This window comes from Olsenella porci, assembly GCF_009695875.1.
GTDB lineage: Bacteria > Actinomycetota > Coriobacteriia > Coriobacteriales > Atopobiaceae > Olsenella_H > Olsenella_H porci.
Genome location: NZ_VUNC01000005.1, coordinates 145,254 through 168,392, shown reverse-complemented (window position 1 = coordinate 168,392; position 23,139 = coordinate 145,254). Strand labels below are relative to the sequence as shown.

At 65.4% G+C, this 23,139-nt stretch carries 22 protein-coding genes; 12 read left to right on the top strand and 10 right to left on the bottom strand.

What is annotated here, in order from left to right; translation table 11 throughout:
* Nucleotides 1–42: 42 nt before the first annotated feature.
* Nucleotides 43–1,506, top strand: coding sequence for a subtype B tannase (locus FYJ68_RS07425; RefSeq protein WP_229772117.1), 1,464 nt, complete (start codon nucleotides 43–45; stop codon nucleotides 1,504–1,506).
* A gap of 487 nt (nucleotides 1,507–1,993) precedes the next feature.
* On the opposite strand, the gene FYJ68_RS07420 is transcribed toward FYJ68_RS07425, so the two are convergent.
* Nucleotides 1,994–2,770 carry a DeoR/GlpR family DNA-binding transcription regulator gene (locus FYJ68_RS07420; protein ID WP_229772116.1) on the bottom strand — a complete coding sequence of 259 codons (777 nt, stop codon included), beginning with the start codon at nucleotides 2,768–2,770 and terminating at the stop codon, nucleotides 1,994–1,996.
* Between the two features lie 144 nt (nucleotides 2,771–2,914).
* Complete coding sequence (locus FYJ68_RS07415; protein WP_154435560.1) at nucleotides 2,915–4,432, bottom strand: PTS fructose transporter subunit IIC; 1,518 nt, start codon at nucleotides 4,430–4,432, stop codon at nucleotides 2,915–2,917.
* A 396-nt stretch (nucleotides 4,433–4,828) separates the two neighbouring features.
* Between FYJ68_RS07415 and FYJ68_RS07410 the strand changes: the two genes are divergently transcribed.
* The 3 genes from FYJ68_RS07410 to FYJ68_RS07400 all read left to right on the top strand — a co-directional run bounded on the left by FYJ68_RS07410 (nucleotide 4,829) and on the right by FYJ68_RS07400 (nucleotide 8,871).
* Nucleotides 4,829–5,629 (top strand): protein-ADP-ribose hydrolase, encoded by an 801-nt coding sequence (locus FYJ68_RS07410; RefSeq protein WP_229772115.1) that lies wholly within the window; start codon nucleotides 4,829–4,831, stop codon nucleotides 5,627–5,629.
* On the top strand, nucleotides 5,571–6,476 hold the full coding sequence (locus FYJ68_RS07405) for an SIR2 family NAD-dependent protein deacylase (protein ID WP_154435558.1): 906 nt from the start codon (nucleotides 5,571–5,573) through the stop codon (nucleotides 6,474–6,476). Before FYJ68_RS07410 ends, FYJ68_RS07405 begins: the two co-directional genes overlap by 59 nt.
* A 250-nt stretch (nucleotides 6,477–6,726) precedes the next feature.
* Nucleotides 6,727–8,871, top strand: coding sequence for a LuxR C-terminal-related transcriptional regulator (locus tag FYJ68_RS07400; protein ID WP_154435556.1), 2,145 nt, complete (start codon nucleotides 6,727–6,729; stop codon nucleotides 8,869–8,871).
* Between the two features lie 14 nt (nucleotides 8,872–8,885).
* Here the strand turns inward: FYJ68_RS07400 and FYJ68_RS07395 are convergent, their stop codons facing one another.
* Both FYJ68_RS07395 and FYJ68_RS10005 read right to left on the bottom strand, forming a co-directional pair.
* Nucleotides 8,886–9,623, bottom strand: a complete 738-nt coding sequence (locus FYJ68_RS07395) for an ATP-binding cassette domain-containing protein (protein ID WP_195837760.1) — start codon at nucleotides 9,621–9,623, stop codon at nucleotides 8,886–8,888.
* On the bottom strand, nucleotides 9,599–10,927 hold the full coding sequence (locus FYJ68_RS10005; protein WP_195837759.1) for a hypothetical protein: 1,329 nt from the start codon (nucleotides 10,925–10,927) through the stop codon (nucleotides 9,599–9,601). Before FYJ68_RS10005 ends, FYJ68_RS07395 begins: the two co-directional genes overlap by 25 nt.
* On the opposite strand from FYJ68_RS10005, the gene FYJ68_RS07390 reads away from it, so the two are divergent.
* Entirely contained in the window at nucleotides 10,926–11,816 is an 891-nt protein-coding gene (locus tag FYJ68_RS07390; protein WP_229772114.1) for a fructosamine kinase family protein, read from the top strand. The two genes, FYJ68_RS10005 and FYJ68_RS07390, sit on opposite strands and share 2 nt — an antisense overlap.
* A gap of 2 nt (nucleotides 11,817–11,818) precedes the next feature.
* On the opposite strand, the gene FYJ68_RS07385 is transcribed toward FYJ68_RS07390, so the two are convergent.
* Nucleotides 11,819–12,457, bottom strand: coding sequence for a response regulator (locus tag FYJ68_RS07385; RefSeq protein WP_154435552.1), 639 nt, complete (start codon nucleotides 12,455–12,457; stop codon nucleotides 11,819–11,821).
* A complete protein-coding gene (locus FYJ68_RS07380; RefSeq protein ID WP_195837758.1) occupies nucleotides 12,454–13,548 on the bottom strand; it encodes a sensor histidine kinase in 1,095 nt (364 codons plus the stop codon). Before FYJ68_RS07380 ends, FYJ68_RS07385 begins: the two co-directional genes overlap by 4 nt.
* Nucleotides 13,549–13,700: 152 nt before the next feature.
* On the opposite strand from FYJ68_RS07380, the gene FYJ68_RS07375 reads away from it, so the two are divergent.
* Genes FYJ68_RS07375 through FYJ68_RS07365 form a run of 3 tightly spaced genes read left to right on the top strand, consistent with a single transcriptional unit; the run spans nucleotide 13,701 to nucleotide 17,008 of the window.
* On the top strand, nucleotides 13,701–14,654 hold the full coding sequence (locus FYJ68_RS07375; RefSeq protein WP_154435548.1) for an ABC transporter ATP-binding protein: 954 nt from the start codon (nucleotides 13,701–13,703) through the stop codon (nucleotides 14,652–14,654).
* A gap of 10 nt (nucleotides 14,655–14,664) precedes the next feature.
* On the top strand, nucleotides 14,665–15,834 hold the full coding sequence (locus FYJ68_RS07370; RefSeq protein WP_154435546.1) for an ABC transporter permease: 1,170 nt from the start codon (nucleotides 14,665–14,667) through the stop codon (nucleotides 15,832–15,834).
* Complete coding sequence (locus FYJ68_RS07365; RefSeq protein WP_154435544.1) at nucleotides 15,821–17,008, top strand: ABC transporter permease; 1,188 nt, start codon at nucleotides 15,821–15,823, stop codon at nucleotides 17,006–17,008. The genes FYJ68_RS07370 and FYJ68_RS07365 overlap by 14 nt, the downstream gene beginning before the upstream one ends.
* 296 nt (nucleotides 17,009–17,304) lie before the next feature.
* Here FYJ68_RS07365 and FYJ68_RS07360 read toward each other — a convergent pair whose 3' ends face one another.
* Entirely contained in the window at nucleotides 17,305–17,928 is a 624-nt protein-coding gene (locus FYJ68_RS07360; protein WP_154435542.1) for a class I SAM-dependent methyltransferase, read from the bottom strand.
* 276 nt (nucleotides 17,929–18,204) lie between these two features.
* Entirely contained in the window at nucleotides 18,205–18,546 is a 342-nt protein-coding gene (locus FYJ68_RS07355; protein ID WP_154435540.1) for a nucleoside triphosphate pyrophosphohydrolase family protein, read from the bottom strand.
* Between the two features lie 172 nt (nucleotides 18,547–18,718).
* Here FYJ68_RS07355 and FYJ68_RS07350 point away from each other — a divergent pair, with 172 nt between their 5' ends.
* A complete protein-coding gene (locus tag FYJ68_RS07350) occupies nucleotides 18,719–19,381 on the top strand; it encodes a cupin domain-containing protein (RefSeq protein ID WP_154435538.1) in 663 nt (220 codons plus the stop codon).
* Between the two features lie 100 nt (nucleotides 19,382–19,481).
* Here FYJ68_RS07350 and FYJ68_RS07345 read toward each other — a convergent pair whose 3' ends face one another.
* Nucleotides 19,482–20,060, bottom strand: a complete 579-nt coding sequence (locus tag FYJ68_RS07345) for a DUF5714 domain-containing protein (RefSeq protein WP_229772113.1) — start codon at nucleotides 20,058–20,060, stop codon at nucleotides 19,482–19,484.
* Between the two features lie 231 nt (nucleotides 20,061–20,291).
* Here FYJ68_RS07345 and arsB point away from each other — a divergent pair, with 231 nt between their 5' ends.
* From arsB to FYJ68_RS07330, 3 genes are read left to right on the top strand one after another with little or no spacing between them, the layout of a single operon-like run.
* Entirely contained in the window at nucleotides 20,292–21,362 is a 1,071-nt protein-coding gene (arsB, locus tag FYJ68_RS07340) for an ACR3 family arsenite efflux transporter (protein ID WP_326832267.1), read from the top strand.
* Nucleotides 21,359–21,802 carry an arsenate-mycothiol transferase ArsC gene (locus tag FYJ68_RS07335; protein WP_154435534.1) on the top strand — a complete coding sequence of 148 codons (444 nt, stop codon included), beginning with the start codon at nucleotides 21,359–21,361 and terminating at the stop codon, nucleotides 21,800–21,802. Before arsB ends, FYJ68_RS07335 begins: the two co-directional genes overlap by 4 nt.
* Nucleotides 21,789–22,103, top strand: a complete 315-nt coding sequence (locus FYJ68_RS07330; protein ID WP_229772112.1) for an ArsR/SmtB family transcription factor — start codon at nucleotides 21,789–21,791, stop codon at nucleotides 22,101–22,103. Before FYJ68_RS07335 ends, FYJ68_RS07330 begins: the two co-directional genes overlap by 14 nt.
* A 222-nt stretch (nucleotides 22,104–22,325) precedes the next feature.
* Here the strand turns inward: FYJ68_RS07330 and FYJ68_RS07325 are convergent, their stop codons facing one another.
* Complete coding sequence (locus FYJ68_RS07325; protein ID WP_154435530.1) at nucleotides 22,326–23,036, bottom strand: DNA alkylation repair protein; 711 nt, start codon at nucleotides 23,034–23,036, stop codon at nucleotides 22,326–22,328.
* Nucleotides 23,037–23,139 lie beyond the last annotated feature (103 nt).

Below are 23,139 nucleotides of genomic sequence, written 5' to 3'. Positions count from 1 at the left end.
CGAGAGGAGCTTTGAACGAGGCAGGACGAGCTGCGACTGAGCGTGGGGGAGTTTGTCCCGCGTGCCTACCGTGCGGACGGGAGGGAGGTCTCGTGCCGAGCGATTCTTGGCGCACCCTACTGCGCCAAGCCCGTCGACCCCATACAGCGGGTCAACGTGTTTGTGCCCGAGGAGTACTTTACGGGTGGGTCAGTCGGAGGGTACAACGCCGTGACGGCACCCATCTTCATGCCCAACTCCGTGGGTGGCTACCTGCCTGGCCCTGCGGAGGAACCGGGGGATGACGCCCGCAACGGGGGAGCCAACTCGCTGTTTCGTGCGCTGGAGCACGGCCTGGTGGTGGTGTCCGGTGGAGTGCGCGGCAGGACCTCGGGCAAACGCAGCGACGAGTTCTTTGAGGGGGCAGATGCTGGCTACCGCGGAGTTGAGACGGGTCGCATGGTGGGTCGCGCCCCTGCCCTGGTGGTTGACCAAAAGGCAATCGTGCGCTTTGTCCGTCTCAACGCCGATGTCATTCCCGGAAACGCGGAGCGAATCGTGACCAACGGCACGAGCGCGGGCGGCGCGCTCTCCGCGCTCATGGGTGCTACGGGGAACGACCCCGGGTACGAGCCGTACCTCGAGCGGATTGGTGCCGCCTCTGGCCGCGACGACGTGTTCGCCTCCAACTGCTTCTGTCCCATCCACAACCTCGAGCATGCAGACGCGGCCTACGAGTGGCAGTTTGCGGGCGAGAGGGAATGGCACCGTACCAAGCACAAGGTGGTGGACGGCGTCGTGACGCGCGTCCCCGTGTCGGGCGAGCTGACGGATGCCCAGATGGAGCTCTCTGCGAGACTGGCGGCCCGCTTTCCCGACTACGTCGACGGACTGGGGCTGACCGACCCTGAAGGACGGCTCCTGACTCTGAATCCAGATGGGAGCGGCAGCTTCCGGGATTTCGTCGTGGGCAAGCTCGTCGACTCCGCCCAGCGGGAGCTGCGCCTGCATGAGGACGTGGCCGCGAGCATCGGGAAGTCCATTCCCGGAAGTGCGGTGGACCAGGTGAACGCCCTCGACGTGCGTGACGAGCGGGTCTGCGGGCTCGATTGGCGCGCCTACGTACACGCGATCACACGCATGAAGGCAACCCCTGCGTTTGACGCCTCCGACCTGTCGAGTCCCGAGAACGAGGAGTTTGGCGACCAGACTGTGGGGGCGCGTCACTTCTCTGCGGACCGAGAGGCTCTGGGATTCTTCAGCGATTCCGGGAAGATGGCAGATCCGGAGGTCGTGCGCCTCATAAACCCAATTCCCCACATCCGCTCCGGCATGCCAACGCGTCACTGGAGGATCCGCCACGGATCGTTTGACCGAGATACCTCGTTTGCCATTCCGGTGATACTCGCGACCAGGCTTCGGAACGTCGGGTGCGACGTGGACTTCAGAATCCCCTGGGGCGTCCCGCACGCGGGTGACTACCAGATGGACGAACTCTTTGCTTGGGTGGACGGCCTGTGCGGCTAGGCCTAACGCCACGTTAGGTGAACTTGCTGGGTCTGGCCTCTATGCAGGCGAGAGACGCTGCCACTTTGCGGTACCCCTGCTCGTGCGGAGGTATCGCCTGCTTACTCTGCCCCGACCTCGTGCAAATCTCGGGACGCGATGCTTAGCGTTGCTAGTTCCCATGCGGATTTCAAGGCAGAATGCTTAATCTTCCTAGGCCTCGTGTGAGTCGGACGGCCGAAAACCCGCATGAGGACGAGGACTCCTAAGCGCCGGAGGAGTTGCCGCCCTCCCATCCTCTTCCCTGCGCACTTTGTCGGGCAAACACTCGTGTCACCCATGTATCGCCGCTGGCTCTTCGCATTGCTGGCACGCTCGGATTGCCACGCGCGGGGGTGCAACCGCTCGCTGCTCAACCAACGCAAGGCGGGACCCCGGCTCGCAATGAACTGGGGTCCCGCCTTCGCCTTCGCACGGGGGAGAGGGGCGGCACCCCTCTGCTGTGTCCCTATCTCATGGTCGAAACGACGCGACCGGAGCCGCCCGCCTCACGAATCGCGTCTCCCACGATGTTCGAGGGGTCGTGGTCCATGACCACAATGTCCATGTCCGCGGGGCCGGCAAAGCGCACGAACGACCGGGACGCCCCCACCTTGGAGGAGTCCATGAGCATGACCCTGGTGCGGGCGTGCTTCACAAACTCAGCCTTGGCGGATGCGGTCTGCTCAAACTCGGCGAGGAAGCCAAAGTCGGGCTCAAAGGCGTCCGCCCCGAGGAAGACCTTGTCGATGTAGACGTTTGCCAGCGAGTCGGCGAGCATGGGCCCGTAGAAGTGACGGTACTGCCGCCCCAGCGTGCCGCCCGTGCACACGGGGGTCGCGTTGAGGAGGTGCTGCTCCACGTACTCAAGGCCGTAGTAGTCGTCGGTGATGACCGTGATCTCCCTCAGGTCTTGGAGGCAATGGAGAAACTCCAACGTCGTGCTTCCGGACCCAACCAGGATGGTGTCGCCGTCGCGCACCATGGTTGCGGCGTAGAGGCCGATCGCGTGCTTGGCGGCGGCGTTCTTGCGGATGCGCTGGGGGACGCGGGGAATCACGAAGCTGCTCACGGGCACGGCGCCGCCGTGCGTCCGCTTGAGCTTACCCTCCTCCTCCAGGTAGCTTAGATCCGCTCGCGCGGTCACTGCCGACACCCCGCAGCTGTCGCATATCTCCTGCACCGAGATGGCGGAGCGCTCCGCGAGCGTGTCGAGGATGTGCTGGTGCCTCTCGGCTGCGATCATGCGTGCCTGTTGTGCCGCGCTCATCGTGCCTTGTCCTTCCCATGGGCCCGCCGTCCTGGCGGGGGAGCGTGTCGTAAAAGGGACGAGCCGGACGTCCCGCGAAGAGACGATCCGGCTCGTGCTGGTGGCGTTCAGAGAGATAGCCTACTCGACAACCTTGTCGCCGTTCTTGTGGTATTCGCTGCGCTTGAAGATGACATACAGGATGCCACCAACGATCACGCCGGCGAAGATGGCGATGAGCCACAGGTACCAGCCGTCGACGACGGGCAGGACCAGGAAACCACCGTGGGGCGCGGGGTCGTGGACGCCAAACATGATGGTGAGGATTGCCGCGATGGACGAGCCGCACATCATGATGGGCATCACGGGCCAGATGTTCTTGGTCATGAACGGGATGGCGCCCTCGGTGATGTGGGTGCAGCCCAGGACGATGTTCACGATGCCGGCGTCGTGGTCCTCCTTGGAGAAGTACTTCTTGCCCACGATGACGGCAAAGGCGGTGATCAGCGGCGGGACGATGCACGCGGCGGAGACGGCGGCCATGAAGTTGGTGCCAAAGTTGTAGGTGTCGGTGCCGACGCCGGCGGTGAGCGCCTCGGTCAGCAGGGCGGTGCCGGTGACGTAGGCAGCCTTGTTGACGGGGCCGCCCATGTCAAACGCGCACATGCAGCCGATGGCAAGACCCAGGACGATGGGGCCGGAGGTCTCCAGACCCTTCAGGAAGTCCATCATGCCGGTGTTGATGGCGGCCATGGGGCCAGAGATCCCGAGCATGACAAGGCCGACGATGAAGGTGGAGAGGAGCGGGTACAGGAAGATGGCCTTGAGGCCGTCGAGGTTCTTGGGCATGCCAGAGAGCAGCTTCTCCAGGCCCAGGATCACATAGCCGGAGAGGAAGCCGCCGACGATGCCGCCCAGGAAGCCAAAGCCAACGCCAGCGCCGCCGGCGTCGATCAGGCCGGTGTCGGGCGAGACGGGCAGGCCGGTGATGGCGATCATGCCGGCGACGAAGCCGGGCACCAGGGCCGGGCGCTTGCCGATGGACTCGGCGATGTAGGCCGAGAGGACCGGCACCATGAGGTTCATCGCGATGCCGCCGATGATCTTGAGCATGGCGGCAAAGCTGTTGTAGTCAGATGCGGTGGAATCGAAGGACGTGATGCCCCAGAGGAACGAGACGGCCGTGAGGACGCCGCCGGCAACCACGAACACGAGCATGTGGCTGACGCCGTTCATCAGGTGCTTGTAGATCACGTGGCCAACGGATTCCTTCTCCTCGCTGGCCTCGGGCTCGGCGGTGGCAACCTCCTCGGCGAGCTCGCCCTCGGGCTTCGCGGCCATGGCCCTCTTGATTAGGTCCTCCGCCGCCGCCTGGGACAGGCACTTGGAGACGCCCACGGAAACCATGGGCTTGCCCTCGAACCTCTCGGCGTTGACGTCCTTGTCGGCTGCGACAACGACGGCCTTTGCCGCCTTAATCTGTGCCGGCGTGAGCTCGTCCTCAACGCCGACCTGCCCGTGGGTCTCGACCTTGATGGTGAGCCCCATGGCCTCGGCCGCCTGCTCCAGGGCCTTCTTGGCCATGAAGGTGTGGGCGATGCCGGTCGGGCAGCCGGTTGCTGCGATGATGTCGTAGGTCTCGGCCTGCTCTTCTGCCATCTCGCGCTCCTTTCCTTCGCTCGGATGCTCCACGCATCCACTACGAGTCCTTCACAAAGATAGCACGTAGCGAAGGAAAGGGATAAAAGCGAAGAAAAGCGAAGATTATTAGCCGCGAACGGTTAGTATTCGATGGTAAACGGTATAAACGCGTAAGCGATTTCTCTTCGTTCCGTCTTGCGGGCCCCGTTTCGTTTGACTGGGACCGTTCTCATCTCACCCATCTTTGCTCTGTTCGTGACCGCTGCTCCAGTGGGGGGCGTTCTGGCAAAGGTCGCCAGCGCCTCCACGGAGCCCTGCGTGGACAAAACGTGTAAAGTCAATAATTACAAGAACCTGTCAACAACGATATGACAAGTTGGGTGCGCCCTGTTTCGGGACGTGGGGGGAGGCCACATGCACGACCAGATGACGCAGGACCAGAGGCGCCTGTGGCTCATAGACGCGCTGATGGGGGAGAGGGACGACCTCGGCGGGATCCGGGTTCCTCCCGACGGGGAGGGCCAGCGGCTCCTGCTGCGCGGCCTTCTCAACGTGAGGCCCCCGCGGCCCGTGGGCGACGAGTTTCTCCGCGTCCAGGACGAGTACCTGCAAGGTCGCCTCGCCGAGCGCGGCGGCGTCACGCGTGTGGACGACCTCGGGTTCACGGACGACGGGCTCGCGGTGTGGCGCGGCGACATCACCACGCTCCAGGTCGACGCCATCGTCAACGCCGCCAACAGCCAGATGCTGGGCTGCTTTGTGCCCAACCACCGCTGCATCGACAACGCCATCCATACCTACGCGGGGGTCCAGCTGCGCCTTGAGTGCGCGCGCATCATGCGGGCCCAGGGCCACGAGGAGCCAACGGGAGGGGCCAAGCTGACGCGCGGCTACAACCTCCCGGCGGGGCATGTCCTGCACACCGTGGGACCGATCGTGTACGGGGAGGTCCCCACGGCGCGCGACCGCGAGCTTCTCGCCAGCTGCTATCGCTCGTGCCTTGACCTGGCGGCGGAGAGGGGCCTGCGCAGCGTGGCGTTCTGCTGCATCTCCACGGGGGAGTTCCGCTATCCCAACCGGGAGGCGGCGGAGGTCGCGGCGTCGACGGTGCGCGCGTGGAAGCGTGAGACGAAAAACCAGACGGAGGTGGTCTTCGATGTCTTCAAGCCAGTGGATCAGCGGCTCTACGGGGAGCTTCTCGGAGTCGGTCGATAGGGTCGCTCGGGCGATCGAACGGGCGGACGCGGTGCTGGTCGGAGCCGGTGCGGGTCTCTCCACCGCCGCGGGGTTCCACTACTCGGGGCCCCGGTTTGAGAAGGACTTCGCCGACTTCCGCGACCGGTTTGGGATCACCGACATGTATGCGGGCGGGTTCTACCCCTTCCCGGACGACGAGACCCGCTGGGCCTGGTGGAGCCGCATGATCTGGGTCAACCGCTACGCGTGTCCCGTGGGCCGTCCGTACCAGGATCTCGTTCGCATGCTGCGGGGGCGCGAGTACTTTGTGCTCACCACCAACGTCGACCACCAGTTCCAGCGTGCGGGCGTCGACCGGTCGCGATTGTTCTACACGCAGGGGGACTACGGCCTGCTGCAGTGTCCCGAGCCCTGCCACCAGGCAACCTACGACAACGAGGACCTCGTGCGCCTGATGGTGCGAGACCAGCGCGACATGCGCGTGCCCAGCGAGCTGGTGCCCCGCTGCCCTCGCTGCGGCAGGGTCATGGTCCCCAACCTCCGCTGCGACGACACGTTCGTGGAGGACGAGGGCTGGCACGTCGCGCTCGGGCGCTACCAGGACTTTGTGGCGGCGCACGAGTCGGGCTCCGTGGTGCTGCTCGAGCTGGGCGTGGGCGCTAACACGCCAGTCATCATCAAGTACCCCTTCTGGCGCATGGCGTCGCAGAACCCCAAGGCGACCTACGTGCAGGTGAACATGGGCGAGACGATCGCGCCCTCCGCGATTGCCGACCAGACCGTGCTGGTGGACGGCGACGCCGCGGAGTTTTTGCGCGAGCTTCGAGGCCGGCTCTCCGGCGGCGAGAACACAGACGCGGCGTGACGGCGCCGGCAGGGGAGAGGGGCGCAACGCCGTGGCTGCGCGCCTCTCCCCTTTGGAGTCCGAGTCAGGCTCACCACGCCTCCCTTTCCTCCGAGCATGCGCGCCCTCTTCCTCGGGGCCCAAGGCTTCGCCGAGCCATCCGCTCCTGAGCCTCCTGCCGTCGCTTGTCGTTTTGGCTGAGGGTGTGGACGTCGGCGCGCCCTCCCTGCCGTACAGTTGCGGAGTGTTCAAAGTCTTGGGGAGGTGCTCCGTGGGGTTGCGGCATGTGCAGAGCTGGGGTTGGGCGCCCTGGCTCATTCAGGCCCTGGTGCTTGCCTCGGCAGTCTCGCTTGGTCCCTGGGATGCGGCTGAGAGGCTCTGCGCGTCCGCGATTGGAATCGCCATAGCTTGTGTGGTGCGGATGTCCGGCAGGGTGAGGGCCAGCAGCGTCATGCTGCGGAGGGGCCTGATTGCCGCTGCCGTCGTCTGGGCGCTTGCGACACTTCCACAGGTGGCCTTCCTCCTCCCGAACTCCCCCTGGGGAGAGTTCGTCCAGGTTGCCATGTACCTAACCTCTGCAGTCGTCTCCGCCCTCTCGATTATCGTCGCGACGGATGATGGAGGGCGGCAGGAACCCCGTTTGCAAAGGGTCTGCTCCGCGTACCTTCTGTCTGCGTGTGTGATGGTCGAGCTCTACGCACTGCATTCCGTGACAAGCATCGTGCGGGTGGGTACCGGGCAAATGCTTGTCCCCTTCGACCTTGTTGGGGTGGCGGTCCTCGTGGCTGGCGCCTCTCTGATCGAGTTCTGCTCCCTGCCAACCAGACATAATGCCTTTGCGCAGATTGCGAACGTTGGTCTTGTCGCATGCGCCTTGCTCCTGGTTGGATTGGGTCATGGTGATGCTGCTGCCGTCCTGATTCCCTTGTCTTGCCTCGTTGTGGTGTTCTCTCAGCTCGCGGTCATTCGCTGTCGATGGTGCGGCAATGGCGAGACCGCGCTCGTCGAGCTCCTCCTCTCGATGACCCTTGCGGCGCTCGTTGCAAACGAGGGAGCGTATGGGGACGGGCGCCCCTACGGCTCTACGGGCGGGTATGGCTACCTCACACCGCTGACACTGGGATGCCTTGCTGCCAGTGTGGCCACCCTGGTTCTTCTGGCTCGTCGTGGGCGTATGGAAGACGACAAGGAGGGGCAGCGCGAACGCTATCTTCTTTCGGCGGAGGAGCGGGAAGAGCTTTCCACCCGCGAGCTCGATGCGATTGAGGGTGCCGTCTCGGGCGAGACGGTCCGGCAGACGGCGGACCGCATGGGGCTTTCCCCTGGCACTGTGAGCACCTATCGCTCGCGCGGGCTTCGCAAACTGGGGGTCCGCACCATGACTGAGCTCCTTGCTCGACTGCGGATAAGGCAGGTGAACGAGCTGTTGAGCGACGAGGAGGAGGGTCTGGATGCCCATCCCCTTGCCATAGTGCTGGCTTGCGTGGTTCTTTTCCTGTACTCCTGCGCGTCCGTTCCCAGTGCCCCAATGGCATGGCTTCCTCGCTCTATCGAGCGCGTCAAGACGCTGGCTGTGGTCGCCATGCTTCTGGGGTGCTCTCTCGTCAATCTGGGAGCCTATGACGAAAGACGCCGCGTGGGGATGATGGCGACTGCGGCGGTACTCCTCCTGGCGATGCTGTACTCCTGCGTGGCAAGCGCCCGTGACGTGGAGTCGTATTGGCTTCAGGGGTGGGGGTGGGCGCTCTGTCTCGTCGCGGGTATGGTTGCGGCGGTTGGGGTGAGGTCATACTTGCCGACCGACCTACTCGTTCGGAGCGTTCCCCTCTGGGACAGGACCCTCCTGCTCGTTGCTGCGGGGTTCGCTCAGGGACTGGCGGTCGCGTGCGCCATGGCGTGCCAGATGAGGGAGGGATACCTCGCTCTGGCGCAGCCGCTGACGGCGATTCCGTATTGCCTCCTCGTAGTGTCGCGAGTCTCTGGTGGGAGGGTCGTGACGCGTATGCCCTCGCACGCGCTCTCCGTCTATGGGGTTGGACAGCTGCTTGGGAGCATCGGACTTCTCGGCGTACCCCTGATTCGCTTTGGCGAGTGGGCCATCGTGCTGCTGTGGTGCCTGGGGGAGTCTCTTGCCATTGCTGTTGCGCTGCTGGTGAGGCGAGATGCCACGAGGGGGCATGTGATGCTGCAGGAGTATGCGCGCGGGGACCTTGGCAAAGCCTTGTGCGACTACGGCTTGACTGAGGTGCAGACGCGCGTGGCGGAAATGCTTCTGCTTGGGCACGGGGTGCCGCGTATCTCGGATGAGCTGGTGGTGTCGCCCGAGACGGTCGCATCGCACAAGAGGGAGGTGTACCGAAAGGCTGGAGTTCACAGCCAGCGTACCCTCATCGAGAAGGTGAGCGGGAGGGGGTAGCCCTCTCACAGGCACTAACGAGCGAGGTGTCGGGGTGGTCGGTTCCCGTCCGTTGAGGGGTGCGAAGACTCACCTCCATAGCACCGGTCGAAGAGTTCTTGCATGTTCGCTGTGGCTGGGACGACGACGGCGGTTCCCGACCGAAACACGACGACTTTGTCGCAGAGCCCGTTCAGGTCGCTCAGGATGTGGGACGAGACGAATACGGAACAGTTGCGATGTGCCATGTCGCGAAGGTTGCGGCATGCCATCTCGCGCTTGAGCGGGTCGAGGGCGTTGAGTGGCTCGTCCAATAACGTGTATGGGGCATCCTGCTGATAGCAGAGGGCAATGGTGACCTGCTGGCGCATGCCCTGCGACAGGGAGCGGATGGGTTTGTCCAGAAATCCATCGAGCTCGAAGAGGCGGGCGGTCTCGGATGGATCGAGGCGCGAACCCCAAAGGTCAGACGCCGCCTTCAGATGGAAGCGCGCGGTGCAGCTTCGGTTGAGGGCTGAATCGTCGCAGGCAACGTAGCTCACGAACCTGTTGTAGGGGGTGGGTTTGAGGGGCGTCATACCGTCGGCGCAGAGGCTGCCACAAACCAGCGGCTTTGCGTCGCCCGCAATCGCTCTCATGAGCGAGGTCTTTCCTGCTCCGTTTGGTGCGATGAGCCCCCATATCTGTCCAGGGTCGATGTGCAGGGAGACATCCTTTAGCAGTGGTGGTTCGCGACGGTAGCCAACGGTTAGATTCTCGATGTCGAGGGACATGTCTGACCCCTCCTTTGACGCCTTGCCGCATGGTATCTGCTTAGGGCAAAGCCGACGACGAGCGTGAGCAGAATGAAGCAAGCGGTCCAAGACAGCAGCACGATGCGGCCAGTTGCCGTGTCGAGGGAGATTCCCTCGCAGATGTCCACCCCAAAAGCTCCGGCAAATCCCATGAGCCTTGATGCGTCGAAGTATGAGGTGGGAAGCCATTTGAGCAATGGAGATAGGGGGGAAGACGGTGAGAGGTACGAGTCGGACAGGGGCAGGAGACAGAGCGCCACTCCAACCACACCCCCCGCTGCTGCACCCCCCGTGAGCTGGCCGAGGCACACGATGGCGCACGAGACGAAGACGTTTTCGAGGACGACGAGGGCGAGGAACGAGGAGAGAGCCTGGCCCGAGGATGCGACGACGACGGATCCGTTCTTGATGAATACGACAGGGAGCCCACTGGAGGTGAATCCGTTCCGAAGTCCCGAGAGGACCATTCCAGGGAGGAAGGCAACGACAAGAATTGCGACGCACGAGATGGAGGCTGCCACGCAGACGGTGGGGACACGACGAGTTGCGGGAATGGTGCGTGCTCCCAGGAGCCGTTGAGGCGAGGTGATGCGGCAGAGCCCAACTCCTACTACCAGGGAGGGAAGAAGCCACGCCACGCTGGGAAGCGAGGCGATTGCCGCAGGGAGGTATTGTGCCGGCGGGAGGTCGCCTACGTAGTTGATGGTTCTTGGATTCTTCTCCATAGACATGATGACTGCCCGTCTATACTCCGCTTCGGTATTGAGCGCATCGCCCTGAAGGGTGCCCTCCTGTATCTCGTCGAGCTCAGCCTTCGACTGCTTGGCCACTGCGGCCCAGAACGTGTGGGGGTCCTTGGCGTCGACTACTCCCCTCAGCAGTTTGAGGTCGCGCCCGTTCTCGGTTCGGATGTAGTCAGGGGCGGAGTCATATGCGCCAGCGTCCTCGGCTGCCTTGAGCGTGGTGTAGGCGTTCTGCGCGTTCGCGGCGACGATACTCTCTCCCCACAGGACGCAGTCAAGCGCAAGCGGGGTGGCAAATGCGAGCGCGAGGAGCACCGCAATCGTGACAGTTGCCGGTTGCCGGGCGATGCAGTGGACGAGCAACGATAAGTAGCGCATGGCCTTCCTCCCTTCGGTGTGCTCGGGACGTGTCCTCAACATAGGGGGCTGGCTCTCGCCCGTCATGTCATAAACACAGGTAAAAGAGGCTTTTGCGCCACTTATTACACCGTAGGGCCCGGCCCGCCGTGGCAGCGCGCCTCTCCCCTTGGGGGGTACCATGACCCTTGAGTGGAGGGAGCGCCACATGGCGGCAGACGTGATCGTGAAGCACGACGAGGCGCCGGCGGCGGACCTTGTGGGAGAGGCTGCCGGGCTCCGCTGGCTTGGCGAGGCGGAGGCGTCCGGCGGCATCTCGTGCGCGCGCGTGCGCGAGGCGAGCGCGCGCCGGCTGGTCGAGGAGCGCATCCCCACCGGTGCGCCCACGCGCCAGGCGGCGCACCTTGCCGGTGAGGCGCTGGCGCGGACCCATGCCGCGGGCGCGGACTGGTACGGCTGCCCGCCGCCGGGATGGACGGGCAAGGCCTATGCGATTGGCCCCTCCCGCACCATGGTTGTCCCTCGCGGTGTGGTGGAGTCATCGTCGGGAGAGCTTGCCCCCGAGGCGCTCTCGTGGGGAGCCGCCTGCGCCCGCTGGCGCGTGATGCCGCACGTGAGGGCGATTAGGGACCAGGGGCTCGTGGACGAGGGGGAGGTACGCCTGCTCTCACGCGTGGCTGACCGCATGGCAGGGGGCGAGTTCGACTCGCCGGAGCCGGAGCTGGTCCGACGCGGGGGACACCCCTGCTCGCGCATCCACGGGGACCTGTGGGCGGGCAACCTGCTCTGGTCGGCACCCGGCAGCCGCGCCGCCGCGACGGGAGCGGCGCTGATCGACCCCATGGCATCGGGCGGCCATGCCGAGACGGACCTGGCCATGCTGCAGCTGTTTGGCTGTGCGTATCTGGACGAACTCATCGCCGCCTACGACGCGGCCTCGCCGCTCGCGGACGGATGGGAGGATAGGGTGCAGATTCACCAGCTCGTCCCCGTGCTCCTGCACTGTGTCCTGTACGGGGATGCGTACGTGGGACTGGCGATCTCCATTGCCCGTCGCTACGCCTCGCGGTGAGCCTACGCGCAGTGGCGGTAGTAGTACACGGCGATCTGCGTGCGGTTGCGCAACCCCAGCTTGGCCAGGATCGACGAGATGTGGTTGCGGACCGTTCCCTCGCTCATGAACAGGGCGCCCGCCACCTCTGCGTTGGTCATCCCGTCGGCGATGGCGCGCACCACCTCTCGTTCGCGCGGCGTAAGGGCGCCAAGTGCCGGCTCGTCCCGTCCGTCGGCTCCCATTGCGCCATGTGACGTGAGTTGCGTGGCACGCGCCAGCACCTCCCCCTCAAGTACGCTCTGTCCCGCCATGATGGAACGTAGCGCGGGGGCTATCGTGGCAACGTCCTGCTTGATGAGGTAGCCTCGCGCCCCCAGCCGGAGCGCCCGCACGATGTAGTCGTCGTCCGAGAACGTGGTGAGAAACACGACGCGCGCGTCCGGGTCGCCCTGCAGAATCTCCTCGGCGGCGGAGAGGCCGTTGCGTCCGGGCATCTGGATGTCCAGGAGTGCGATGTCGGGGGAGAGCGTGCGGTACAGTCCTACCGCCTGGTCGCCCGTGGTGCCGGTCCCCACCACGTCGACGTCCGTCTCGGCAGAGAGGATCGTTGCCAGCGACCGGACCACAAAGGCGTCGTCGTCCACCACGATGACCCTCATGAGTGCTCCCTCCTGGGCAGCGAGGCAAACACCTCGAACCCGTTGCCAACGCTCACGCGGAGCGTCCCTCCCAGCGATTCCACCCGCTCGCGCATGGTGCGCAGTCCCATCCCACGCTCCTCGAGGTGGGAGGCGGTGCCGGGTACCTCGCCATCATTCCACACCCGCAGCTGCCAGATGCCGGGCATCCCGTTCATGCGCACGGTGGCGCTTCTCGCATGGGCGTGTCGCGCGGCGTTGGTGAGCGCCTCGCGCGCAACCGCCACAAGGCAGCGGCTCACTTCGGCGGGCGGGGTCCCGTGAGGGTCGCATTCTACTTGCACGCCCGGAATGCCGCTCGTCGCCGCAAGCCGGTTGAGCTCGACCCCAAGGTCCACGCCCGAATCTTCCAGGGAGTGGACGCTGGCGCGCATGGTTCTCAGCGCCTCGTTGAGGCCGTCAGAGACCTGTGACAGCTCGTCCGTCGCGACGGCATCGCCTCGGTGGATTACCTTGAGGGCCTCGACCTGCAGCACGAGTCGCGTGAGCAGGTGGCCCATGGAGTCGTGCATCTCCCTTGCGATGCGCGTGCGCTCGGCGAGCGCGGCGGCATGCGCCTCGTACTCGCGCGCCTCCTCGAGCTCCTGGTTCTTCTCGCCCAGTGCGAGGAGCTTGTCCTGCAGGTCGTCCTGCAGCCGGGTGGCCTTGCCCGCAAGCTCTATCTGGCACCCGCAGCGCAGGGAGAGCGCGACGGAGCAACAAGACAGGAGAAGCGCCGCCGCGACGGCCTGTCTGGGTTCCTGCATGAGCCACGCCCACGCGGCGGCGACGGGGGCGAGCGCCCACGTGACCCTCCATCGCGTGCGCGCGAGGTCGTACGAGACAAGCGGCAGCGCCACGAACGCGCCAGGCACGATGGCTGAGAGGAGCGTGGTGACACAGCAGGTGGCGATGGCCACGCCGGGACGTGATGGCAGCGCAAGCTCCACACCGGCGGACACGCACACCGCCAGGGCAACGGCGACGACGGCCACCGGTCCTGCGTCCCCGGCGACTGCGACGACGCCCAGGCATGAGGCGAGCATGAGGGCCTTGTCCGCGATTCTCTCCATGGCTCCAGAGTATACGGGTGCGCTGGGGGCGCAGGGGCCGCCCGTAGGCATGACAAACGTCACGGACCTCCCCCTGCAACTTGTGACGCTGGTCACTTCCGCTCCCGCCACCGTTCCCCCAGACTGGTTTCAGAAATCGGAAAGGGGCCAACATGGGTGCATGTGACGCGGTCGTTCGCATAGACAACCTGGTCAAGCGCTACGGTGACCTGGTCGCCGTGGACCACCTCTCGCTCTCAATCGCGCGGGGGGAGGTCTTTGGCCTCTTGGGTCCCAACGGCTCAGGCAAGACGACGACCATCAACTGCATCCTGCAGCTCCTCTCCTATGATCACGGCGACATCCAGCTGTTCGGCGAGCCCATGCGTCCCACGAGCTACCAGCTCAAGCGTCGCATCGGAGTGGTCCCGCAGGAGGTCGCGGTCTTCGACGAACTCACCGTGCGCGAGAACGTGGACAGCTTCTGCGCGCTCTACGTGGGCGACCGTGCGCTTCGCCGCGAGCTGGTTAACGACGCCATCGCCTTCGTGGGATTGGAGAAGTTCGAGGGGTTTCGTCCCAAGAAGCTCTCCGGAGGCTTGCTCAGGCGCCTCAACATCGCGTGCGGCATAGCGCACCGTCCCGAGCTCATCATCATGGACGAGCCCACCGTGGCCGTTGATCCGCAGAGCCGCGAGTCGATCCTCTCGGGCATCGAGCGCCTGAACGCCGAGGGTGCCACGGTGATCTACACCTCGCACTACATGGAGGAGGTCGAGCGGCTCTGCTCGCGCATCATGATCATGGATCACGGACGCTGCGTGGCGAGCGGCACTGCCGACGAGCTCAAGGGCATGATTGGCACGGGCGAAAAGATCTCCGTCGAGGTGGGGCGGATGGACGAGGGCATCCTCGAGCGCGTGCGGTCGCTCGATCACGTGCGTACGGCCGAGACGGACGGGGGCATGCTACGCGTGCAGTGTGCCTCTGGGGCGCATAACCTTGCCGACGTGCTGGGCGTGCTGGGCGACGCTGGCCTCGCGTACGGTCGCGTGCTCTCCGAGCCGCCCACCCTGAACGACGTATTCCTCGAGATCACCGGTCGCGCCTTGCGCGACGAGGCATAGGGGGACTGCCATGCTCGCAAGCCTTAGGAGCAGCGTGCTCTCGCTCGTGCGCGACAAGGCCCTCCTCGTGTGGGCGCTTGCGTTCCCCACCATCATGACCCTCATATTCATTGGGATGTTCTCGGGGATAGGGGATGCGTACTCGGCCGTGGGTTCCACGCTGGGCGTGGTGCGCGACGCCAACTACGATGCCGCGGTGGGCTTGGACGAGACGATCCAGGCGATCTCGGACCCCGAGTCGAGCGACCACGTCTGCGATGTCACCTACTACGACGACGCGGCGGATGCCAGGGCGGCGGCCAGCATGGGCGACGTGGACGCCTATCTCACCGTGAGCGGCGACGGCACGCCACAGCTCCACGTGACCCAGGCGAGCGTGGCGGAGGGTGGCAGCCTCCCCACCTCGGTCCTCTCCGAGGTCTTGGACACCCACCTGCACACGCGTTCGGCAGTAGAGAGGGTCGCGGCAACGCGGCCGGAGCTCCTCGCCAACGGCCGAGCGATCAAGGCCTTTACCAGCGGAGCCGTCAAAACGGTGCGGCTCTCCGCCACAAAGAATCCGCCAAGCCCCGATGCGCGCTACTACTACGCGCTCCTTGCCATGGCCGCCGGCATGGGCGCCACTGCGGGTATGGAGTCCGCCCGGCGGCTCCTCCCAACGGCCGGTCCGCTGGGGGCGCGGCAGACGCTTGCCGCCGTGCCACGCTGGCGCATGCTCGTGGGGGCACTCCTGGGCGCATGGCTCTGCGAGTTCGCATGCCTCCTCGTGGCGGCGCTCTTCATGTGGGGCGCGGCGGGCGTCCCGTTTGGCGACAACGCCCCGGGCGTGGTGGGTGCAATCGCGGCGTCATCGTTCATGGCGTGTGCGGCCGGTGCCCTGTGCGGGACCGTCCCCCGCATGGAGGCGGGCATGATATCCGGCATCACCTGCCTGCTCTCGCTCTTCACTGGACTGTATGGCACGGCGTCGCAGCAGTTGGCGGACTCCATCGAGGCCGCGATGCCCGTGCTTGCGCACGCCAACCCCCTCTGGCAGACGACCAACTGCTTCTACGCGCTTCTCTACTACGACACGCCCGACGCGTTCCTCGCAAGCTGCGCCGCGCTCCTGACGATGGCGGTCGCGTTTCTCGTCCTGGCTTCCCTGCGCATGAGGAGGACCTCGTATGACCACCTTTAGGACCTACCTCAGGATTTTCCTCTCGCATAGGGTGTACATCGCCATCTACCTGGTCATGCTCTCGCTTGTAGGCGTGTTCGTCGGCCTCTCCGCGAACTCTGGCGCAACGGGCGAGTACCAGGAGACCGCCGCAAACGTCGCAGTCATTGACCGCGACGGCTCCGAGCTCTCGTCGGCCTTGGCTCGGCGTGTGCTCGCCGGTAACAACCGGGTGGAGGTGGCGGACGAGAAGCGCGCCATCCAGGACAGCGTGGCTCGTGACAGGGTCAGCTACCTGCTCGTCATCCCCCAGGGGTGGGGAGAGGGCCTCATGGACGCGGCCCGCCAGGGCACGAAGGCCCCCGAGCTCGAGACCTACGTGTCGTACTACTCCGGCATGGGGAGGCTCCTGGACATCGAGGTGACTGGCTATGCCGACGGACTCTACGGCATGGCGGCGACGCTGGGCGGCAGTGCTGCGGAGGTTGTCTATGCCACGGACGACGCATGGGAGGGGTCTACCCGGGTAGACATGGTCGAGCAGGTCACCTCGCCCCTGCCCGCGAGCCTCGTCACGGCGGTGGAGTTTGCCTCGTACCCCATCTTCTCCAGCGCGATGGTCTGCATCGCGGTGCTCATGTCCTCCGTGGAGCGCCGGCCCGTGCGCTACCGCAGGCTCGCCTCGCCCGAGCCGGCCCGTACCCGCAACCTGGCGCTGCTGGGCTCCTGTGTCACGATCGGGCTGGTTGCCTGGGCATGGACCTTTGGCCTCGAGGTCCTGGTGCTGGGACGCTCCGCGCTCGCGAGCTCCCCCGTACAGCTGGCTCTCGTGGGGGCGGCGCTTCTTGCGTACGCGCTGGTGGCGGCCAGCGTGGGCTTTCTCGCGGGACAGCTTGGCGTGAGCGAGAATGCCGCTAACGCGCTGGCGAACATCCTGGGCATGGTGATGTCGTTTCTCGGCGGGGCATGGACGGGCCTCTCGCTCCTGCCTGACGAACTCATCGCCGTGGCTCACTTCACGCCGTCGTACTGGGTTACGCGGGTGGTCGAGGGTGCCGCGGGCATGGGGCGGGTGACTTCCCAGAACGTGATGCCGCTCGTGGGCGACATCGGGATATGCGTGCTGTTTGGGATCGCCACCCTGCTCGTGGGACTTGTGCTGGGCAGGAGTCGGGGGCGCTCGGAACTCGCGTGAGGCGCGTGCGTGCAATTCGAGGGCTGGCTGCTGAGGAATCTTGAGTTGTGGCAGTCCGAGGGGACTCCGGGCACCGCCAGTCAGCGGAAGCTGCTGAGGAAATGCGAGTGTTGGCAATCCATGGGCAGATTCCACTGAGGAAATGCGAGTGTTGGCAGAGAACGGGCGTTCCCGGCTGCCAATACTCCGATTTCCTCAGCAGCCGTGCCCCCCCCAAATTGACAATACTCGACATTCCTCAGCTGTCGCTCACCGCAGACCCTGCGACGCGGGGTCTCCTCGCCGGGGGCGCGGCCTCACTTCCGGGCAAGCAGGCAGAGCCAGTGCCTTCGCTGGTCATGGTCGACCTCCACGCGGGTGAAGCCAGCCTCCGCAAGATAGGCGCGAAGCTGCTCCTCGGTGTAGATGCGCAGGTCGTCGATGATGCCCGTCCACCTTTCGTCGGCCTCGTTGGTGCCGTCCGACTCGTTCACGACGAGGAAGGTGCCGCTGTCCCGCAGTATTCGCCTGACCTCGCGAAAGCTCTCCACGGGGCCAGGCCAGAAGTAGACCGTCTCAAATGCAGTCGCCAGGTCGAAGGAGTCGTCCTCGAGAGGTAGGCCAGAGACGTTCGCCTCCACCAGCGTACAGCGCCCCTCCGCCACAAAGTCGCGGTTGACCTGTTCGGTCTTCGCGAGCGACTCCTCCGAGTAGTCGACGGCGACCAGGTGTGCCTGGGGGTACTCCTCCAGCAGCCTGTGCGCGTTGCGCCCACCGCCGCAGCCCAGCTCCACGATGCTCTGGGGCGCAAGGCCTCCAAGGTGCCCCATTCCCCAGTCCGATACCGCAACGTGACCACGGTTCATGCTCGCGAGCATCCCCCTGCCAAGGGGTCCCTTGGGCTTCCGGGTGTTGTTGAAGAACGAGCGAAGCAGTCCCATGGCGTCCCCGCCTTCGGTCGTGGGGTGAGCCGGCTTGCCCCGGACCCGCCCCGTCGGCGCAGTTTAGTTAGAGAAATCTAACATAGGCGGGTCACCGGGGGCATTCGTGCGGCAAATCGACCGATAGCCAAAGCCAGCCCAAAGCCTGCCGCTGATAAGGCTTGGGCGCATCGCACCGTGCGCCGCGGGGTTGGTGCTGCCCCGAAGGCGCGCATGCCAATTCCCACCAGCTTCCCATCGCGCTCTGCCGATGCCCGGCGGCAAGGCGGTTGCGCGCTACGCTCTCTCCCTCGCGTTGAGAGTTGCGTTGGCGCCGAGCGCCGCCGATCGCTCGCGCAGAAAGCCTTCCACGCAGGCGTCGAGGTCCAATCCGGTCCGCTCCGCGAGTACGGCGAGCCACCACACGCACTCGCCGATCTTCGCGGGGAGCGTGGGGCCATCAGAGCTTGGCCAGCGCCCCTGCTCGTCCATCACAAGGCGGCCCACCAGGCCGGCATCGGTGAGAAAGGCCAGGGCGTCCTCCTCAACGGTCCACTCGGAGCCATGGATCTTACGCTCCAGCCCGTGATAGAGCGCGCGTATCTCGGCTGATTGACGCTGGACCTGCTGTAGCTCCATGTGGGGCTCCTTGTTAGCATCTTGCTGGCGCGACACATTCTAACAGCGAGAACGTCGCGTCGGCGAAGCCGGACCTCCGCTGGGTCGGCGAGAGGCTGAGGGCTAACTGTTACATAACAGATACCATTGGGTATGTGGGAGACAATGGCCGATGCACGGGAGGAGAGAAACGATGACAAACGATGTGGGAGAGCCGTTCTCGATGGCAGGCGAGTGGGCACCGATCCCCGGGTGCACGTCCTCGCGCAAGATGTGGGAGCTCTCTAGCGCCACGGTCACGCGGTTCTCACTGAGCGAGGGAACCGACATCAGCGCGGAGTCATCGCCGGCTCGACGGCTCGAGGTCGTGGTGGCGGGCAACCTGCTCGCGAGCATCCCCGGAACCCCCGAGCCGCTGCGCGCACCGAGGCTCAGCGCCGTCTCGCTTCCCGCGGATGCCCCCGTTGGCATTGGCTGCGAGGACGACGGGTGCGTCTACCTTGAGGTATCGGTTGCGAATGGAGGAGACATGGGAGCGTTTCCCGAGGCAGGAAGGGTCCTCTCGCTTGCGGACGAGGTTCCGTACCGGGAGGGCGAGGTCGTGAGCAAGGATGTCGTTAACACCGACTCCGTTAAGCTTGCCGTGATGAGCTTTGACGAGGGCACCGGGCTGGACGAGCACTCCGCGCCTGGCGACGCGATCGTCCTGGCGCTGGAGGGCGAGGGGCTCATCGGTTACGAGGGCGCCGTGCACAGGCTACGCGCCGGCGAGGCGATCCGCTTTGCGAAGGGCGGCCGTCACTACGTGAAGGCGAGCAGTCGGTTCAAGATGGCCCTGCTGCTCACGCGCGAGTAGGGCTTGCGGCGCTCACTCAAATTGACCGCATGGCGGCGCCCCCGCGGCCTCGTTGAAGCCGCGGGGGCGCTCCGTTTGGGATGCGTGGGCAACCCGGGGATCAGGCAGGGGGGAAGAAGGGGCACCTCTCCCCCAGGCACTGCGCGTTGCGCTGGTGGAACTTGCAGCGCGGCTCGTGCCAACCCAGCTTGATTCCAAGCGAGTCGCAGACGTAGCGAGTCCCCTCGCGCAGCGAGATGTAGGCGTCTCGCTTGCAGCACCGGGGGCCGCCGACCTCTGCCATCTTGAGGAGAGCCTGCGACGAGACGGCGAGGTGCCCTCCCCAGGACTCGTCGGTGGTAAGGGGACCCGTGCCTTCGATGATCGAGAGGGCGGCGCCTACGGAGGTCGTCGAGCCGCAGGCTCCCCACATGCCGCACATGGCCCCGGGCATCTTGAGCCCCCGTGACGCGAGCTCGGCAAGCGCCGCATCCAGGTCTATCTTGCCCCCTGCGTTGCGGTAGGCGGCGAGCAGGCACGCCCCGTCCAGCACGTGGTGCTCCGGTCCATGCATGCGCACGAAGGGGAGCGAGGTGACCTCCTCAAACACCTCGAGCGGATCGGTGCTTGTGGACTCCTCGCACGCCCGCGCGATCAGGGCCTCGCGCTCCCCGGGGGCATACGTGGTCATGGCATCCATGCCTCTCCCTCCTTCGCTGGCACGGGCTGCGCCATCCGGCAGCTGCCGCCATCGGGCTCACTGCGCGCCTACGACGGCTTGCCCGTCTCCCACCTCATAGTTCGTTTCCCATCATATCGAAATACGTCAATTTGTGTGCTACCATCCACAACGTATTGATAAGTGTCAATAAGTCGAACGTACCAATGCGCTCGGCGTGGGAGGGTGGTTCCGATGACAGGGGAGAAAAACGTGGCACAAGGGGGTGCGGCATCCCGCTTGGGGGTGAGGGATAGGCTCCTCACCCTGTGGATCTTCCTGGCGATGGCGGCGGGGATAACGCTGGGCGCAGTTGCCCCAGGGGTTGCCGATGCCCTCAATTCCGTGGCGGTGGGGACTACCAACGTCCCACTGGCGGTCTGCATGATGCTGATGCTCTATCCGCCCCTTGCCAAGGTGCGGTATTCGGAACTGCCGAGGGTCTTTCGTAACGGCCGTGCCCTCGCCCTCATGCTCCTGTTCTGTGCGGTCGTAGGCCCGCTCCTCATGTTTACCCTGGCAACGACCCTCCTCGGAGACCACCCCGACTACATGACGGGGCTTATCCTCATCGGAATCGCTCCCTGCATCGCAATGGTCATCGTCTGGAACGGGCTCGCCGGCGGTGATGCCGAGTACTGCGCGGGGTTCGTCGCGGTCAATGCGATTCTGCAGGTCCTGTTGTACGGTCCTCTCGCGTGGCTCTATGCGACCAGGCTCACGGCTCTGGTCGGCGCACCGGTCGTTGCCGTGAGCCTCTCGGTGGGGGACGTGGCTGGCACCGTCCTGTTCTATCTCGGCATTCCGTTTGCCGCGGGTGCGCTTGGGCGTCTTGCCCTCGAGCATGCCAGGGGACGCGACTGGTACGAAGGCGTGCTCCTCCCGCGCGTGTCGCCGGTCTCGTTCGCGGCGCTTCTCGCCACCATCGTGTTGATGTTCTCTCTCAAGGGTCGGCAGATCGTCCAGCTCCCGCTCGATGCGGTGAGGATTGCGGTCCCGCTCGTCATCTACTTTGCGGTCATGTTCTTTGCGAGCTTTGCTGCGGCTCGCGCGGCGGGCTTTCCGTACCCCCAGACCAGCTCCATAGCATTCACCGCAGCGGGCAACAACTTCGAGCTTGCCATCGCCGTTGCCGTTGCGACCTTTGGGCTTGGCTCGGGCGAGGCGTTTGCTGCCGTGGTCGGGCCGCTCATCGAGGTGCCTTCGCTCATACTGTTGGTGAATGCAGCCACCGCCATGCGTCGCGGGCTCTCGTGGCCCGTCTTGGGGGAAGGGGAGAGATGAGGCAGCGTCCCATCGTCGCGTTCGTGTGCACGCACAACGCCTGTCGCAGCCAGATGGCGCAGGCCCTGGCGAGGAGCCTGATGCCTGGGGAGGCAACGTTCCTCTCCGCTGGCACGCATCCCGCCGAGGCCGTGGATCCGGGGGCGCTCGCCGAACTCGCCCGCCGTGGGGTCGATGCCAGCGACCTGCGACCCAAGACCCTTGACGAGCTCCCACCTCGCGTGGATTGGCTCGTGACCATGGGCTGCGGCGTGTCGTGCCCAGCGTTTCCCTGCGATCACCGCGAGGACTGGGGGTTGGATGACCCCATGGGTGGCCCGGCTGAGGGGTATGCATCCTGCGCCGACTCCATCGTAACGAGGCTGGGCACCTTGCGCGAGAGAATGATTCCCTCGGGGGAGACGGCCCAGGAGGTGGCGGATGCCGATGACCGAGGCTGAGCTGGTCAACGTGTTCAGGGCACTGGCGGACGAGAACCGCCTCACCGTGGTCCGTTCCCTCGCTGGGCGTGGCGAGATGTGCGCCTGCCAGCTGCTCGACGGCCTGGACATATCGCAGCCGACCCTCTCGCACCACATGCGCGTGCTCTGTGATTGCGGCCTGGTTCGCTGCCGGCGTCAGGGCCGGTGGTGCTACTACTCAATTGATCCCCGGGTGGCGCACGGCCTCTCGGACTTCTTTGGGGGAATCCCCGAGCCTGGCGGGGACGATAGGTCCACCTCGCGACGTTGCTGCGAGTGAGGTTGCCTCGCCTCTCTTGTCAGGAGCCATCCCTACGAGTTAACCACTGACGACCTGGGGATTCGCGATGGGATGGCAACGACTGCCACAGATGATCTTCGAGTGAGGGCGGGGCGACAACCCCTGTACGACCAATTCCATTTGCTGACACGTCCTGCCTCGTGTTGGGACGGGGCGGGGGGGGCTCGTGCCCCCTGGGCGCGTGACGTGCGTCTGACCGGGCTAGGCCCTTCGCCTCATGCGGCGGAGGGCCTCCTTTGTTGTGGCGTCAACTCGCCGGCTCTCGATGCCCTTCTGTATAGCCATGCGTCTGACCTGGGGGTTGGTGGCCGCCGAGGCTATCGCGGCCATCGCGTCTGCCTCGTGCGAGACGAGCGCCTCGGCCAGGTACCAGGCAATCATCATCCGCACGTAGTACTCCCCATTGTCTGCCGCGACCGCGAGCCCCAGCTGTGAGGGGTCGTACCCCTCGCCCAAGAGGTCCCTCATGAGCACCGACACGCCAAAGCGCCTGGTGTAGGTGCGTGGAGACGCCATCCACCTCCGTGCCAGGGGCACGAGCGTCCCCGCGGGGTCTCCGTGCAACTCGCGGCCGTCGTGGAACGCGCGCGGGTTGAGGGCGTCGCACACGCACCAGTTGTCCACGTAGGGCAGCAGCGCGTCCAGCAGGTCGACGGTGCGATCCAGCTCGTGCGTATCGTTGAGCACGAAGGCGTGTACCAGGTACTCCTCGTACCAGCGATGGGGGAGCTCCGCGAGAAACGCGTCGCGGTCTTCCGAGCGCACAACCTCGCGAGCAAGTGCCCTCAGTCGCGGCACGCGTACCCCAAGCATGGTTGTGGGGTCGACGGTCGCCACTATCCGCGCGTTGAACTCGCGATACTCGCCACCTGTGTCCGCCAGCTCGTGCAGCCGGTTCTCCACCCACTTCATGCTCTGCTCCCGTCCTCGAATCGTCCGCTGGGGGGCGCTTCTCCTCGCACCGAGGGTACGACAACGGGGCAGTCGCCGCTATCGCTCCTGAAGACCGTTCCTT

What these genes read in the sequence shown, in the direction of transcription:
- FYJ68_RS07390 (WP_229772114.1), top strand. Translation starts at nt 10,926, where the DNA reads ATGACCCTTGAGTGGAGGGAGCGCCACATGGCGGCAGACGTGATCGTG.
- FYJ68_RS07350 (WP_154435538.1), top strand. Translation starts at nt 18,719, where the DNA reads ATGACAAACGATGTGGGAGAGCCGTTCTCGATGGCAGGCGAGTGGGCA.
- FYJ68_RS07375 (WP_154435548.1), top strand. Translation starts at nt 13,701, where the DNA reads ATGGGTGCATGTGACGCGGTCGTTCGCATAGACAACCTGGTCAAGCGC.
- FYJ68_RS07405 (WP_154435558.1), top strand. Translation starts at nt 5,571, where the DNA reads ATGTCTTCAAGCCAGTGGATCAGCGGCTCTACGGGGAGCTTCTCGGAG.
- FYJ68_RS07410 (WP_229772115.1), top strand. Translation starts at nt 4,829, where the DNA reads ATGCACGACCAGATGACGCAGGACCAGAGGCGCCTGTGGCTCATAGAC.
- FYJ68_RS07345 (WP_229772113.1), bottom strand. Translation starts at nt 20,060, where the DNA reads ATGGATGCCATGACCACGTATGCCCCCGGGGAGCGCGAGGCCCTGATC.
- FYJ68_RS07370 (WP_154435546.1), top strand. Translation starts at nt 14,665, where the DNA reads ATGCTCGCAAGCCTTAGGAGCAGCGTGCTCTCGCTCGTGCGCGACAAG.
- FYJ68_RS07385 (WP_154435552.1), bottom strand. Translation starts at nt 12,457, where the DNA reads ATGAGGGTCATCGTGGTGGACGACGACGCCTTTGTGGTCCGGTCGCTG.
- FYJ68_RS07365 (WP_154435544.1), top strand. Translation starts at nt 15,821, where the DNA reads ATGACCACCTTTAGGACCTACCTCAGGATTTTCCTCTCGCATAGGGTG.
- FYJ68_RS07415 (WP_154435560.1), bottom strand. Translation starts at nt 4,432, where the DNA reads ATGGCAGAAGAGCAGGCCGAGACCTACGACATCATCGCAGCAACCGGC.
- FYJ68_RS07420 (WP_229772116.1), bottom strand. Translation starts at nt 2,770, where the DNA reads ATGATCGCAGCCGAGAGGCACCAGCACATCCTCGACACGCTCGCGGAG.
- FYJ68_RS07395 (WP_195837760.1), bottom strand. Translation starts at nt 9,623, where the DNA reads ATGTCCCTCGACATCGAGAATCTAACCGTTGGCTACCGTCGCGAACCA.
- FYJ68_RS07360 (WP_154435542.1), bottom strand. Translation starts at nt 17,928, where the DNA reads ATGGGACTGCTTCGCTCGTTCTTCAACAACACCCGGAAGCCCAAGGGA.
- FYJ68_RS10005 (WP_195837759.1), bottom strand. Translation starts at nt 10,927, where the DNA reads ATGGTACCCCCCAAGGGGAGAGGCGCGCTGCCACGGCGGGCCGGGCCC.
- FYJ68_RS07380 (WP_195837758.1), bottom strand. Translation starts at nt 13,548, where the DNA reads ATGGAGAGAATCGCGGACAAGGCCCTCATGCTCGCCTCATGCCTGGGC.
- FYJ68_RS07325 (WP_154435530.1), bottom strand. Translation starts at nt 23,036, where the DNA reads ATGAAGTGGGTGGAGAACCGGCTGCACGAGCTGGCGGACACAGGTGGC.
- FYJ68_RS07330 (WP_229772112.1), top strand. Translation starts at nt 21,789, where the DNA reads ATGACCGAGGCTGAGCTGGTCAACGTGTTCAGGGCACTGGCGGACGAG.
- FYJ68_RS07355 (WP_154435540.1), bottom strand. Translation starts at nt 18,546, where the DNA reads ATGGAGCTACAGCAGGTCCAGCGTCAATCAGCCGAGATACGCGCGCTC.
- FYJ68_RS07335 (WP_154435534.1), top strand. Translation starts at nt 21,359, where the DNA reads ATGAGGCAGCGTCCCATCGTCGCGTTCGTGTGCACGCACAACGCCTGT.